We start from the raw sequence: 14,921 nt of genomic DNA on the forward strand, positions 1-14,921 counted from the left end.
GCATCTAAAAAATAAGAATGGGCTGGTCAGTTAATGATGCAGCCCATTTTTTTTGTCAAAACATTTGAAGATTTGATAACGTTATACTGGTATAAAATTTAAGGTTATGATTGACAACGGAATTGATAATTTAGACGGCAAAGGCTCAAATGATAAAATCCACGCTCCAGAACTTGGACAAACGCAGGATTTTAATGAGCTTACATTTAATGAAGAAAAAGATAGTTTTGAACTGGATGTTAAGGGGCCTGAAAAGGACTATGATCATCCCTTACCTTATGATACTACGGCAGCAAGTGGGGGAGATGACAACTCTACCTATGATGAGCAAAACCCGTATATTGGTGATGAGTATGGCAGCAAAGAGGTTCAGGGAGACGATCAGCTAGCTGAGTTGGCCATGCATGTTGATGAAGGCGAAAGTGTAGCTGTTACTCCCGAAGATGAATTTTTAGCACGTACGCCAGAGGATGACAGGGATGATCTTGATGAGGAGGGATACCCTATTAACGACGGCCCCCCAATGCCTTAATTCCTGTTTGTAATGCTAGCTTGATGCTTTACACTCAACTGAAAAATGTTCACTTGCAATAGCAAGCTGCGCTTTTTAAGTTATCGCAAGCCTTGCAATTAAACATTATAAATCAGAATTACGAAATCATATAATTAAGGGTTTACATCCAGGTTAAAGCGGCGGCGCATCTCTTCCAGTTTTGGATTTTTTTCTATTAAGTACTGGTATTTTTCGGTACTTGTATATAGCCTGTTGGTTACCTTGCGCTCTACTTTTCTGGTTACGATACTGGTGTCGAAATTCCGGAGATTAGGGCGCAGGTAATTTAAAAACTCTACAAGTTCTGCCTGAAGAATACTTTCTTGTGCAGTATTTTCAATCATTACCGTAATTTCAGCGCCATTTAATTCAGGTTCAGAACTGGTAAGTATGGTATAAAAGTTAATTTTATGCTCCTCCATCGCCTTGTTGGAATACACTTTCCACAACTTCAGTAGCTGCTCAAGCGTAAAAGTCTCTTTGTCATTACCCGTAATATATTTAGGCTCTTTATCGTCTTCTCCGGCAGCGGTACTAGTTAAAGCTGTTAAAGAAGGAATAAGTGTAGCACCTGCCATGTTTCCAGATTGCATAGGTGTTAAAGCAATCTTTGCAACTGGTGCGGGTTTTAATGCAACAGGAGCGAGAGGAGCAGGCTCTTCTACTTTAGGTAAAGGTGCTGAAATACGATCTGGGACGGCAACCTGAGGACTGCGTTCAACCGGTATTTCGTTTTTTACATCAGTTTTTTTTTTAATCTGATCTGAGTCAGTTGCAGTTGTAGAAGCCGTTTGAGGAAGTTGCGCCAGTTGTATTACTGAGTTGATGTGGCACATCTTAATTAACGAAAGTTCTACCTGGAGCCGTTGGTTCTTGCTATTTTTATAAATCAGATCACATTGATTGGCCAGATTTAGCGCTGTTAATATGAACGATGTGGAAGTCTGCTGACTTTGTAAAAGGTATTTTTGCTTGATGTTTTCACTTACTTCAAGTAGTTTAATCGTTTGTGGATCTTTTCCAACCAATAAATTTCTCAGGTGACTAGCCAGACCATTGATGAAGTTATTTCCATCAAAGCCATTGTTGAGGATTTCATCAAACAGCACCAGTGCTTTGCTCACATCGGCCGTGGTCAGGTATTCGGTAAGCTTAAAGTAGTAATCGTAATCAAGGATATTTAAGTTGTCAATTACAGATTTGTAAGTAAGGTTTTTATTGGTGTAACTTACAATCTGATCAAACATGGAAAGGGCATCTCTTAGTCCACCATCTGCTTTTTGAGCAATGATGTGTAAGCCATCAGCCTCTACATTGATACTTTCACGTATCGCAATATTATTCAGGTGCGATGCAATGTCTTCTACCTGGATTCTGTTGAAATCAAAAATCTGGCATCGTGATAAAATGGTAGGCAATATTTTATGCTTTTCTGTTGTTGCCAGAATAAAAATAGCATAAGAAGGTGGCTCTTCAAGGGTCTTTAAAAAAGCATTAAAGGCATTTGCGGAGAGCATGTGTACCTCATCTATAATGTAGATTTTATATTTCCCCGCTTGTGGCGGTATCCGAACCTGCTCAATCAAACTCCTAATGTCATCTACAGAGTTGTTGGAGGCGGCATCCAGTTCATGGAAATTAAAAGAGTGCCCGGTTTGGAAGGAGATGCAAGAATCACAAGTACCACAAGCTTCCTGCTCAGGAGTAAGATTGGTACAATTGATAGTTTTGGCTAAGATCCTTGCGCAGGTAGTTTTACCTACACCTCTCGGTCCACAGAATAAAAAAGCCTGTGCAAGCTGGTTGTTTTTAATGGCATTTTTAAGTGTACCTGTAATGTGCAGCTGTCCTACAACGGTTTCAAACGTTGCCGGACGGTATTTACGGGCAGATACTATGAAATTTTCCATTGCCACGAAATTATAAAATATTTATGGATTAAAGAAGTGGAGTTTTACTAGATTCGCAGTAGTAAATACTAACAAAAAGAGAAATGAAATTTACAGCATCGCGGTTATCAGAAGGGAATAAGGTTTTTCCGGCGCAGATCATTTTAGAAGAGAGCAGTGTAGAAGTTAAAATTCCGGGATTATTTAGCGGGGATTCTAAATACCTGAACTATGAAGACATTACGGCCATTGAAATAGATACACCAATGATTGGTTTTTCTACCATCAGGTTATTTCACAACGGAAACAAAGTGGAGGTTCATGGATTCTCTAAATCGGATGTGAAAGAGATTAGAAGAATCATTGATGAGGCAAGAAGTAAAAGAAGACGTTAATTTTAAGTGTACATAAAAAAAGCGTCCTGGTAAAAACCGGGACGCTTTTATTCCTTTTAAGGAAGATTACTCAGCTACTACAGCGAAAGGAACTTTAACTTTCACTTCTTTGTGTAAGTTTAGGTTAGCAACATAGTCACCAACAAATTTAGGCTCAGTTTCAAAAGTAATACGGCGACGGTCAACATCAAAACCTTGTTGTTTTAATGCATCAGCAATCATAATGGTGTTAACTGCACCAAAAATCTTACCTGTTTCACCAGCTTTAGCACCAATTGATAATTTAACATCAGTTAAACGCTCAGCGATACTTTCAGCATCTTTCTTAATTTTATCTTGTTTAAAAGCAGCTTGCTTCAAGTTTTCTGCCAATACTTTTTTAGCAGAAGAAGTAGCCAATTGAGCAAAACCTTGAGGAATCAGGTAATTACGACCGTATCCTGGCTTTACATTTACGATATCATCTTTTTCCCCTAGGGACTTGATATCTTGTTTTAAAATGATTTCCATCTCTCTGCTCTATTTTAACATGTCAGCAACGAACGGCAACAAACCAATGTGACGGGCACGTTTTACGGCTTGAGCTACTTTACGTTGAAATTTCAATGAAGTACCAGTTAAACGGCGTGGTAAAATTTTACCTTGATCATTGATGAATTTCAATAGAAAGTTTGCGTCTTTGTAATCAATATATTTAATACCGTTTTTTCTGAAACGGCAATATTTTTTTCTGTTATCGTCCACTTTAGGAGCGGTAACATATTGTATTGTATCCTTTGCCATTATACTGCAGCCTCCTGTTTAGGTTTTTTGTTAAAAGCACCACTACGTTTTTTCTCATTATATGCAACCGCATGACGGTCTAATCTAATGGTAAGGAAACGAAGCACACGCTCATCGCGTTTAAGCTCTAACTCCAACTTGTTTATTAATTCACCTGAAGATTTGTACTCTGTAAGGTGGAAAAATCCGCTTGCTTTTTTCTCAATCGGATACGCTAATTTTCTCAAACCCCAATTGTCCTCTTGAACAATTTCGGCACCGCTGTCAGTAATGATTTTGCTAAATTTAGCTAATGCTTCTTTTGCAACTTCTTCTGACAACAACGGGGTTAGAACGATAACAGTTTCGTACTGATTCATTGTTATTTAATTGTTTTTTAATTAATCCGCTTTTATAACGGGTTGCAAAAATAACAATATATTTCTAAATATCAAACACATAGTTTCTATATTCGGGCTTACACATGTATTTAAGTTTTATTTACATTTGCAGTATGGCCGCTAAAAAACGCAAAGCAACTAAAAGCAAATCCCCATTATGGGAAAAAATCACCACCATCGCCCTGCGGGTGCTGGTTTGGTTCGTGATGGTGTCTATTGTTTGGGTGCTGGCCTACCGGTTCATTAATCCGCCTATCACGCTATTAATGATCGAAAGAAATATTGAGCGAAAGGCAGATGGCAAATCTTTTAAAACCCATAAAAAATGGGTTGATTTTGAAGATATTTCTGACAACATGAAAAGAGCAGCTGTATCTGCAGAAGATCAGTTGTTTTTAAAACATATAGGATTCGATGTTCATGCCATAGAAAAAGCCTTTAAGAGCAATGCCAAAGGCAAAAAGGTAAAGGGTGGAAGTACCATATCTCAGCAAACTGCAAAGAACGTGTTTTTGTGGCCCGGTCGTTCCTGGGTTAGAAAAGGCTTCGAAGCCTATTTTACATTGCTGATTGAGTTACTTTGGAATAAAGAACGGATCCTGGAAGTTTATCTTAACGTTATAGAAATGGGAGACGGTATCTACGGTGCCGAAGCCGCTGCACAAGAATACTATGGTAAATCTTGTAGTGAGCTAAGTCGTAAACAGGCTGCGCTCATTGCTGCATGTTTTCCTAATCCGTTAAGATGGACACCTGAACGACCAACAACTTACATCAGGCACAGACAGTATTTGATTATGCGCAACATGCGTAGATTGGGACCGCTGGATTTTTAGGTTTCGTAATGCGGGTGTTTATTGACTATCTTAAGCCCAATTATGCTGTTTGAGGAAGATGATAAAAATTATTGGGAGCAAATGCGGCTTGGTGATAAGCAAGCTTTATTTGAGCTTTACAATAAAATGTATTTTCATCTGATCAGGTTCGGCTTGAAAATAAATGCTGATGACGAGCTTGTGAAAGATTGTGTAAATCAGATTTTTCTTAACTTATGGGACAAGCGCGAGCGGTTACAGCCAATTGATAATGTAAAGTCATACCTAATGACTACACTGCGCAGATGCATGCTGGATCAGCTTTCTTATCAGGACAAGATGGATCTGGCCTTTAATAAACTCGGTGCTGAAGAAGATTGGAGTGAACTTTCCTATGAGGAGATTATCATTAATATGCAACAGGATGATGAGATGCGCGAAAAATTACACGATGCGATTCGCCAGCTTACTCCAAGACAGATTGAATTGATAAAGCTTAAATTTTTTGAAGGATTGAGTTATGAACAAATAGCTGAACATACTTCTCAAACAGTGAAAACTGCATATAACACCATTTATGATGCAATTAAAATGCTTAGAAAGTTGCTGAAATAAAATAAATATAAAAAAATTGCAAATTCTCTTAGGAAAAGCAGGTAGTTTTTCCGTCTATAGGTTAAAACGACCTTTATGCAATTGCCAAAAGATAATTTTTCCATTGAAGAACTGATTTGTAACGAGTCTTTTCAGCAATATTGCTTTGGTACTTCACTGGAGAACCAGATTCTGTGGAATGAATGGATTGCTAAGCATCCAGAACGGGCTTTAGATATTCAACAAGCCAAGCAAATTTTTGATCTTTTAAGTGCCAGGCAGGGAAATCGTATCCGGCAGTTGAAAGACCTGAGGACGGGGATTAAACAAAGAGAAGCTTTTGCCACTCTTATAGTTGAAGAACCGGCGCAAGGTGACGTCAAAAAACGAAGTTTATATACTTATATCAGCACTATAGCGGCTGCGGCCGTAATTATACTACTTTCTTTTTACTTTTTGCAGAGCGACTCCACATCTGGCATTCATGTTTTGTTCAGTAGCATTAACTCTCATGTTATATACTCAAGAGATACGGCCAGAAAAACCATAGTTCTGAGTGATGGTACTTTGATAACGCTTGCCAAGGAGAGTACCCTAAAACTTCCAAAAGACTTTAGTACAAAAAATAGAGAAATTTGGCTTTCCGGAGAGGCATTTTTTGACGTAAAACACGACAAATCACATCCTTTTGTGGTACATACTTCTTACAATGACATTAAAGTACTTGGAACTACTTTCAATGTAAAAGCCTATGAGTCCTCGAAATCCATGGAAACATCCTTAATTCAGGGGAGCGTAAGGGTAGAGTCTAAAAAGTATCCTGGATATTCAATAACATTAAAGCCAAATCAAAAACTAGTTACCAATAATTACCCTTCAAAAACAGAAGACTTTAGCAGTATTTTTAAGCTATCGGTGCTTGCAAAGGCTATTCCTGCAGAAAATGCGACGCATGTAAAAGGAAGCTCCACCATTCCTAGCGAATTAAAGTGGGTTCGGAATCGACTCGATATTGAAAATGAGCCCCTTTGGTCAATTGCGGAGAAACTGCAAAATTGGTACGGGATAAACATTGTCATTAAAGACGATGCGGTGAAAAATTACCGCTATTCCGGAGTGTTTGAAAATGAAACCATTTTAAAAACCTTAGAAGCATTGCAACTCTCTTATCCATTTAAATTTAAAGTAGAAGAAGCACGAATTACCATTAGCAAATAACCTTAGAATAATATTTACCTAAACCCTAAACCACAGAACATGAGAAGAACTCTACTTTTGGCTTATCTGGATAAGTATGCGGAAACCAACCGGTTTCTGCTGAAAATAAAACTTACCGGATTAATTTTATTATTGGTGTGCCTTCAGGTTTCGGCCTCTGGATTTGCACAACAAAAAATCAGCATTAATGTAACTCAAATGAGCATTAAGAACCTGCTGAAGACTATTGAGAAGCAAACAGAGTATCGCTTTGTGTATAGTAACAATGCTTTGGCTACAGAGAAAAAGATTTCGCTTAAATTGAAAGAGGTATCATTGGACGAAGCCATGCAACTGGTACTCAAAGAAACCAATTTAACGTATGCTTTGAAAGAAAGCAATCTGGTGATTATATATGCAGGCATAAAATCAGACAAAGACCTTGTTGTTACAGGTAAGGTTGTTGATGATAGCGGATTACCCATTCCAGGTGTATCAGTAAAGGTAAGTGGGCTATCCTTGGCCACTATTACAAATGGCGATGGTATTTACAGCATTAAGGTGCCGGATGCTAATGCCATTCTGGAATTTTCATTTGTAGGTTATGCTAAGCAAATATTGCCGGTAGGCAACGGAGGTTTATTAAACGTAACCTTGAAAACGGATGCAAGGAGTTTACAGGAAATTATTGTTACAGGCTACACCGCTTATAAACGTGACCAATCTGCAAGTGCTGCAACAGTAGTGAGTGGAGATAAAATTAATGATGTAGCAGGTTTAACGGTAGATCAGATTTTACAAGGCCGTGTACCTGGTATGAGCGTAATTTCAAGCACAGGTCAACCTGGGCAAAATGCAGCGGTCGTAATCAGGGGTATTGGAAGTATAGGTGGTAGTTCTACACCTTTATATGTTTTAGATGGTGTACCTATTGAGGGGAATTACTTTCAAACCATCAATCCATCTGATATTGAGTCGGCCACTGTGTTAAAAGATGCTTCTGCTAAGGCGCAATATGGATCGAGAGGATCTAATGGTGTAATCATTTTAACCACTAAGAAAGGTAAAGCTGGTAAAGTTTCTGTTCAATATAATTCGCAATACGGATTTTCTGATGTGACCCGACCTAAATTTACCATGATGAATACCGACCAACGCCTTCAGTTTGAAGAAGAAATTGGTTTAGAACTTGGCAGAAATCTTGGTCCGGGATGGGCTTTTTCTCCAAAGAATCCTCTTTACATAAATGGGACTACGGCTTTTAGACAAAATGCCGACCATGTACTAGATAGTTTAAGGGGCATTAATATTGACTGGAGAGATATGTTCTTGCAACGAGGCAAATTTCAGGAGCAGCAGGTGAGTGTAAGTGGTGGCAATGAAAATACACGGTATTACAACTCCCTGAATTATTACAAGCAAGATGGTATTGCGAAACGTACTGGTCTGGAGCGGTTTGCTTTAAGAAGTAATGTGGATTTTAACTCTGGAAAATTCTCTGGTAATGTAAATATCTCTTTGGGATATTCCAATGCAAGTTATACAGAAGGTGAGGGTACTACAACAGGCGGTACAGCAATGTCGGCCATTTATTATGCCTTGCCTTATGAAAATCCATATGTTGCGAACGGAACTTTAGTGCCCAATAGAATCACAATGATACCTGCGATTCTGGATCAGCGCGAAGGAAGCTTGGCCTTAGAGCGGTTGCTAAACTCCACTGATAAATCCAACCAGTTTAAAAGTATAGTAGGGATGGGTTTTGCCTACCAGTTGTTACCGGAATTAAAGATCCGTACCAAAGCAGGTGTTGACTACAGGAATTCAACTGATGAGCGCTGGATCAATCCAGATTCGTATTATGGATCAAGATCTGTAACTAACACACTTGGCGCAAAAGGACGTTATGCAGAAGGCAGCAGAAGAAACTTTAGCGTTATTTCGACATCTGATATCACATATTCTAAAACATTTAATGAGAAGCATGATATTCAGGTCTCAGCTGTCCATGAATATATCTATGAAAATTACAATTCATTTAGTTTTGTTGGTTTTGGCCTGGATGGAAGGCTCCCTGAAACACCAACAGGCATTGGAACACCAACAGCTACTACTATACCTATTGTAGGCGGTGGAAAAACGTCCAGCGCATTAGCGTCGTTTATGGGGCTTGCAAGGTATACTTACGATGACAAATATACCATTAATGGAAGTTACCGCTATGATGGCTCTACAAAAGTAGCACCACAAAACAGATGGCACGGGTTCTACTCTGTTGGCGCCAATTGGAATGCAAAAAAAGAATCATTTTTAGAAAATACAGAAATTATAGCGGATCTGAATTTTAGGGCCAGCTATGGTATCACAGCTAGTCCATTCAGCAGTAGTAGTGATTTTATTTATTTGGCTACTTTCGGAACAACCTCCTATGGTGGTAATCCGGGTTTAAGGCCGGTTACTGCAGGTAATTCAGATTATGACTGGGAATATGTAAATGAGTTTAATACAGGTTTTGACTTATCCTTATTTAGTAGCAAGCGATTGCATTTAACATTCGATTATTACAATAGACTTACGACTAATATGTTTGTTGATCAGAGACTTTCGGTTACTTCAGGATTTCAGCAACAGAATTTAAGTACAGGAAAGATGCGGAACCGTGGCGTAGAAATTGATCTTAGTGGTGATGTAATTAAAAATAGTGAAGTTACGTGGTCACTAGGCATAAACGCAGGATACAATAAAAATAAAATCCTTTATTTATCCCCTATAGCCGATTTTATATCTGATGGTGATACACGTGTACTTCAGGTGGGCAAAGCATATGGTACCTATTATGCCCCGGACTGGGCGGGCGTAAAACCTGAGACTGGAGAATCGCAATATTATAATTTAAATGGGGATATCACAACAACATATAATGCAAATACACAAAGTACTACCAATTCTGGATCTTTGTATCCAAAGTTAACTGGTGGTATCACTTCATCAGTAGCCTGGAACGGTTTTACAGCAAGTGTGCTGTTTTCTTTTGTTTCGGATGTGATGCGCCATAACAATGAAGATCTGTATAATGAGAACCAGCGATATGCTACTAGTAACCAATCCGTTCGTATGTTGGAGGACAGGTGGAAGAAAGCAGGTGATGATGCCATTTTGCAAAGATTTGATATTGCAAGACAATTTACTTCAAAAGACATTCAGGACGCATCTTTTTTGAGGTTAAGAAATCTTAATATAGGTTATAGCCTTCCTAAAAGTGTATTACAGAAATTGCATGTGAGTGGGATTAGTGTATTTGTTCAAGGGCAAAACCTGCTCACCTGGACAAGTTGGAGAGGGCTGGATCCTGAAAATAATAGTGTTTATGGCCGTTTTCAGTATCCTAATGCCAGAACTTACACTGGAGGACTTAAGATTAACTTTTAATATTTAAAGACATGAGAAACTTATTCAAAAGATATGTATATATAGTTTTGGTTTTAGTTACAGCCGCATCCTGTGCCAAACTAGATCAAAAGCCTACGGATACAATTAGTCCGGAGCAAGCCTATAGAAACTTAAATGATATTAATATGGGCTTACTTGGTGCTTACGGTTATATGGATTATACGCTGATAGCTACCTCTATCATTGTTGCAGATGAAGCTACTTATCCAGGAGAAAATACAGTTGGAAATAAAGACGCCTTTAAGTGGCAGTACACGCCAAGCAGTGGTTCCGTAACTAGTGCATATGGGGAATACTATGTTGTTATAGATCGTTTAAACAGGGTATTGCAAAACATTGATAGGATCGAAGTAAGTAGCACAGAACAGGTGATCAAGGATCGTTATAAAGGGGAATTGCTTGCATTAAGGGCATATTGTCATTTTGAATTGATCCGCGGGTATGCTTCTGCTTACCAAAACGGTGCCTTAGGCGTTCCTTACATGAAGCAATCTATTATCGGCTTTCCAGCAAGAGATCCATTTGAAAGTGTGGTAGCTAATGCAAAGGCTGATCTCGTTGCTGCCAAGGCTTTGATACCCTCTACATTTACAGACAAAACCCGAATTACCAAAATTGGCGTGTCAGCAATTCAGGCACGGTTAGCTTTGTATGAGAAAAATTGGTCTGAAGCTATTACCTATTCAACCGAAGTTATTAATGCGGTTCCTTTAGCCACCAAAGTACAATTTCCGGGAATTTGGACAGATGCAAATAAAAGTGAGGTAATCTGGGAATTAAACAGGAGAGTGGGGAGTACTGCCACTGGCTCAAACATAGGTGGTTTTTTCCTACGACAAACACCTGAGATGGTTTTATATGCCCCATCATTTAAGCTGATCAATTCATTTGATCAGACAAACGATATTCGTTATCCGGCATATATCAGATTTGATGCAACTAGAACCGGAACAAGATCACAGTATCTGGTTAATAAATATGTAGGTGGATCTACGGTGCCGGGTCTTGCCGATATTAAGCTATTTAGAACTGGTGAGATGTACCTGATACGTGCTGAGGCACGCGCGGAATCCAGTGGAGATGCTGCCGGGGACTTAAATACTTTAAGGGCAGCCAGAATTAATGGGTATGTGAATGAAACTTTCCCTACTGGAACACTTATTACTGCTATTTACGCAGAACGTTTTAAAGAACTGGCTTTTGAGGGTCATCGTTTCTTTGATTTAAGAAGAAGGAACCTGAATGTAAACCGATCAGGACCTGATGCTGTAAATACAGAGGGTGCTAATATTCTTACATCCCAGCAAGCACAATATGCTTTGCCTTTGCCAGCAGATGAGATTTTTGTAAACAAACAGACTATTCAAAACCCGTATTACGATAAATAAATTATAAATCCTCAAAACCATGAAATATTCCCTTTTAATTGTTTTTTTATCCTTTTGGCTCAGTGTACTTAGCTGTGGCAAATCTGCCGAGGCACCTGCAAAAACCGGTACTGGTACTGGTGTTGCAATAAAACGCCGGCCTGCTTCCATAGGCATAATAGGTGATACGGCAAACGTGGTAAAAACAGTTAATGGGGGTATGGTTTTAATGGGGGGCGGTGCAGATGTAGAATCTGCCTTTAAGTGGATGATAGACAGGAGTGGGGGTGGCGACGTTGTGATCATCAGGGTTACAGGAACAGATGCTTATAATGACTTTGTAAACAAGTTAGGCTCTGTAAACTCTGTGGAGACTTTAAAGATAGATACAAGGGAATTGGCCAATAATGATACTGTTGCCAATATCATCCGTAATGCAGAAATGCTTTTTATCGCGGGTGGTGATCAATCTGACTATATGAACCTATGGCGTGGCACTAAAACCGGTACTGCTTTAAACTATTTGTTACAGGAAAAGAAGGTCCCTTTTGGCGGTACCAGCGCAGGGTGTGCCATATTAGGTGGTTTTTATTTTAGCGGCGAAAGTACTAGTGTGGTTTCTAACGAAGCTTTAGCCAATCCATACGCCAGTAATATTACTTTATATAACAATGACTTTTTACACGCACCCTTTCTACAGAATGTAATAACAGATCAGCACTATTTAACCCGTACCCGTGAAGGCCGCAGCGTGGCTTTTCTAGGAAGGATTTATAAAGACTGGGGTGTGCTGGCAAAAGGCATAGCAGCTGATGAACGCACTGCAGTATGTATCGATAAAGACGGCAAGGCGCAAGTACTGGGTAGCAGCAAAGCTTACTTTATTTTACCAGATGCTGCTAAAAGCCCTGAGCAATTTACAGCGGGTTTGCCTGTAATATGGAAGCGAAATAATCAAGCTATACCTGTTTATGAAGTTCAAGCCTCCGTTGCTGGTAATGGCAACTTTAATGTTGCTAACTTTAGTGCTGCAGAAGCCTCTGGTGGTTCCTGGTACTGGTGGAGCGTAGATAATGGACAATTGATAAAAGTTTTACAATAATAAAAAGAAACAGATGAGGATAAAATTTATAATGCTGTTGCTGTGTGTGTTTGCTAATACATCATTTGCACAAGATGCTAAGGAAAAATATGTATTGGTTATTCACGGCGGTGCTGGTACAATCCTTAAAAAGAATATGAGTGCAGAAAAAGAAGCCGCTTACCGTGCGGCCCTAACTCTTGCCCTGCAAACAGGTTATAAAACTTTAACATCCGGTAAAACAAGTTTGGATGCTGTAGAGGCTACCATTCATATTTTAGAAGATAGCCCTTTGTTTAATGCCGGTAAAGGTGCAGTATTTACTCATGATGGCCGTAATGAAATGGATGCTTCTGTAATGGATGGCAAAACGTTAATGGCGGGTGCCGTTGCCGGTGTAACCACCATCAAGAACCCTATTTCGGCTGCCAGGGCGGTAATGGAAAAGTCTGAACATGTCATGATGGTAGGTCAGGGTGCAGAGGTTTTTGCAAAACAATCCGGCTTAACCATTGTAAACCCAAAATATTTTTACACCAAAGAACGTTGGGATGGCTTACAACAAGCCATTAAAGAAGATTCTATAAAAACGGTATTAGACCATGGTAACAAGAAAACAAAACTAGGCACCATCAACCGGGATTATAAATTTGGTACAGTCGGTGCCGTGGCGCTTGATAAGTCTGGAAATCTGGCTGCGGGAACCTCCACAGGAGGTATGACCAATAAAAAATATGGTAGGGTAGGAGATTCTCCTATTATTGGTGCTGGTACCTATGCCAATAATGCTACTGCGGGTATATCTTGTACAGGCTGGGGCGAATTTTATATTCGCAATGTAGTTGCACACGACATTTCTGCTATGATGGAATATAAAAACCTAAGCGTAGCAGACGCTGCTAAAGCCGTGCTTGATAAAGTAGGTAAAATGGGTGGTGATGGCGGATTAATTGCGCTAGATAAGCTAGGTAACGTGACTATGCCTTTTAATACAGAGGGAATGTATCGCGGCACAGTAACTGCTGATGGTAAAATTGAAGTACAGATCTACAAGTAAGATGAGGTTAAAATTGAAATATCTCCAGCTAATCATTGTTGCTGCTCAGTTGTTGCTGCTCTTGAACCCGGTGAATGCACAAAAAGGCAGCTTGTTTATTATAGGGGGTGGCGAACGTTCCCCGGAATTGATACGGTCGCTTATAAAGACAGCAGACCTGAATGCAAAGGACTATATGATCGTTTTGCCTATGTCCAGTGGCGAGCCTGAGGCAAGTTTTCAGGCCATAAAAAAGCAACTTGCATCTGTAGCTAAAAACAACATCGGCTGTTTAAATTTTGATGCATCAACAGTTAACGATAAGAAATGGCTGGATTCCTTAACAGGTGCCAAGCTTATTTTTATTACCGGCGGTGATCAGAATAGATTTATGAATGTTGTATTAAATACTCCTGTGTATAAAGCCATTCATTTTGCCTATCAAAATGGGGCTACGGTAGCTGGTACAAGCGCAGGAGCAGCCGTTATGAGCAAACAGATGATAACGGGAAAGCAATTGATGGATACAGTGTATAAAGAGACCTTCAATAAACTTTGGACAGACAATATTGAATTTGAAGAAGGCATGGGGCTTCTCGAAAATGTAATCATAGATCAGCATTTCTTAAAGCGCAGCAGGTACAACCGTTTGATATCAGCTTTGTCAGCTTATCCTACTTATAGTTGTATTGGTATTGATGAAGGAACGGCAATTATTGTCCATCATAAAAAAATTACCGTTGCTGGCGTAAGTCAGGTTTTACAAATATCAGAGCCTAAAAATTTAAAGGTTGTAGACAAAAAACTCATTAAAATGGATGATATTCGATTTAGTTTCTATACTTCCGGAGATCAATTTACTTTAAAATAAACGTTTATTGAAGGTGAAAAACTGGTTACAGCAAATGTCCAAAAATTGTGCTGTGCCAGCTATTTTCAAAAGAAACTTCCCATTTATTTTCCAGCTCGTCAAGGTTTTGAACCAGGTTATTAAAAACAATAGTGCCCGGGCCAACTTTCCCAATGCTGATTAAGGTTTCAAAATCTTCTTTGTTCACTACAACCACCTTCTCGTTAACCTTATAGGCCATGTTAAAGCGGTTAAACAAATCTACACCGTAAGTCTGTTCAATTTCTTTAATTACCCTTACAGATGCATCAACAGAACATCCTGTTGTATTCGCTGAAGCTTCATCTACGGTAAGTACAATAAAGAAATTATAAAATACTTCGGCTTTTGCCACTAACTGGTGCCCATGTGCTTTCCATTGAGAAGTAAAGTTATTCAGCAGCTGCTGAATTTCGTTAACTTCAGAATCAGTAAACTCGCGGTCACTCTGGTATACCCAAACTTTAGATTGTGCTGAAAAACTCATAAAAC

Annotated in this window: 15 protein-coding genes; 10 read left to right on the plus strand and 5 right to left on the minus strand. The window is 39.2% G+C overall.

The window, feature by feature from the left end:
* Positions 1 to 106 precede the first annotated feature (106 nt).
* Entirely contained in the window at positions 107 to 532 is a 426-nt protein-coding gene (locus LPB86_RS08300) for a hypothetical protein (protein ID WP_230642298.1), read from the plus strand.
* A 134-nt stretch (positions 533 to 666) separates the two neighbouring features.
* Here the strand turns inward: LPB86_RS08300 and LPB86_RS08305 are convergent, their stop codons facing one another.
* Positions 667 to 2,463 (minus strand): DNA polymerase III subunit gamma/tau, encoded by a 1,797-nt coding sequence (locus tag LPB86_RS08305; RefSeq protein ID WP_230642299.1) that lies wholly within the window; start codon positions 2,461 to 2,463, stop codon positions 667 to 669.
* Positions 2,464 to 2,546: 83 nt separating this feature from the next.
* Between LPB86_RS08305 and LPB86_RS08310 the strand changes: the two genes are divergently transcribed.
* Positions 2,547 to 2,837, plus strand: a complete 291-nt coding sequence (locus tag LPB86_RS08310) for a hypothetical protein (protein ID WP_230642300.1) — start codon at positions 2,547 to 2,549, stop codon at positions 2,835 to 2,837.
* A 66-nt stretch (positions 2,838 to 2,903) separates the two neighbouring features.
* Here the strand turns inward: LPB86_RS08310 and rplI are convergent, their stop codons facing one another.
* From rplI to rpsF, 3 genes are read right to left on the minus strand one after another with little or no spacing between them, the layout of a single operon-like run.
* The gene (rplI, locus tag LPB86_RS08315) at positions 2,904 to 3,347 is read right to left on the minus strand and encodes a 50S ribosomal protein L9 (RefSeq protein ID WP_230642301.1); all 444 of its coding nucleotides are present in this window, start codon (positions 3,345 to 3,347) and stop codon (positions 2,904 to 2,906) included.
* A gap of 9 nt (positions 3,348 to 3,356) precedes the next feature.
* The gene (gene rpsR / locus LPB86_RS08320; RefSeq protein ID WP_230642302.1) at positions 3,357 to 3,620 is read right to left on the minus strand and encodes a 30S ribosomal protein S18; all 264 of its coding nucleotides are present in this window, start codon (positions 3,618 to 3,620) and stop codon (positions 3,357 to 3,359) included.
* Positions 3,620 to 3,979, minus strand: a complete 360-nt coding sequence (rpsF, locus tag LPB86_RS08325) for a 30S ribosomal protein S6 (RefSeq protein WP_196859829.1) — start codon at positions 3,977 to 3,979, stop codon at positions 3,620 to 3,622. The genes rpsR and rpsF overlap by 1 nt, the downstream gene beginning before the upstream one ends.
* 134 nt (positions 3,980 to 4,113) lie before the next feature.
* On the opposite strand from rpsF, the gene mtgA reads away from it, so the two are divergent.
* From mtgA to LPB86_RS08365, 8 genes are all read left to right on the plus strand, one after another.
* Positions 4,114 to 4,836: a monofunctional biosynthetic peptidoglycan transglycosylase gene (mtgA, locus tag LPB86_RS08330; RefSeq protein ID WP_230642303.1), complete on the plus strand. Its 723-nt coding sequence runs from the start codon at positions 4,114 to 4,116 to the stop codon at positions 4,834 to 4,836.
* A gap of 42 nt (positions 4,837 to 4,878) precedes the next feature.
* Entirely contained in the window at positions 4,879 to 5,430 is a 552-nt protein-coding gene (locus LPB86_RS08335) for an RNA polymerase sigma factor (protein ID WP_230642304.1), read from the plus strand.
* A 75-nt stretch (positions 5,431 to 5,505) separates the two neighbouring features.
* Positions 5,506 to 6,627: a FecR family protein gene (locus tag LPB86_RS08340; RefSeq protein WP_230642305.1), complete on the plus strand. Its 1,122-nt coding sequence runs from the start codon at positions 5,506 to 5,508 to the stop codon at positions 6,625 to 6,627.
* A 39-nt stretch (positions 6,628 to 6,666) separates the two neighbouring features.
* Positions 6,667 to 10,035: a SusC/RagA family TonB-linked outer membrane protein gene (locus LPB86_RS08345; protein WP_230642306.1), complete on the plus strand. Its 3,369-nt coding sequence runs from the start codon at positions 6,667 to 6,669 to the stop codon at positions 10,033 to 10,035.
* A gap of 11 nt (positions 10,036 to 10,046) precedes the next feature.
* Positions 10,047 to 11,444, plus strand: a complete 1,398-nt coding sequence (locus LPB86_RS08350; RefSeq protein WP_230642307.1) for a RagB/SusD family nutrient uptake outer membrane protein — start codon at positions 10,047 to 10,049, stop codon at positions 11,442 to 11,444.
* 19 nt (positions 11,445 to 11,463) lie between these two features.
* Positions 11,464 to 12,525 (plus strand): cyanophycinase, encoded by a 1,062-nt coding sequence (locus LPB86_RS08355; RefSeq protein WP_230642308.1) that lies wholly within the window; start codon positions 11,464 to 11,466, stop codon positions 12,523 to 12,525.
* Between the two features lie 13 nt (positions 12,526 to 12,538).
* Complete coding sequence (locus LPB86_RS08360) at positions 12,539 to 13,561, plus strand: isoaspartyl peptidase/L-asparaginase family protein (protein ID WP_230642309.1); 1,023 nt, start codon at positions 12,539 to 12,541, stop codon at positions 13,559 to 13,561.
* A gap of 1 nt (position 13,562) precedes the next feature.
* On the plus strand, positions 13,563 to 14,411 hold the full coding sequence (locus LPB86_RS08365) for a cyanophycinase (protein WP_230642310.1): 849 nt from the start codon (positions 13,563 to 13,565) through the stop codon (positions 14,409 to 14,411).
* A 25-nt stretch (positions 14,412 to 14,436) separates the two neighbouring features.
* Here the strand turns inward: LPB86_RS08365 and LPB86_RS08370 are convergent, their stop codons facing one another.
* Positions 14,437 to 14,916: an ABC transporter ATPase gene (locus LPB86_RS08370; RefSeq protein WP_230642311.1), complete on the minus strand. Its 480-nt coding sequence runs from the start codon at positions 14,914 to 14,916 to the stop codon at positions 14,437 to 14,439.
* Between the last annotated feature and the right edge of the window lie 5 nt (positions 14,917 to 14,921).

The organism is Pedobacter sp. MC2016-14 (genome assembly GCF_020991475.1).
Taxonomy (GTDB): domain Bacteria; phylum Bacteroidota; class Bacteroidia; order Sphingobacteriales; family Sphingobacteriaceae; genus Pedobacter.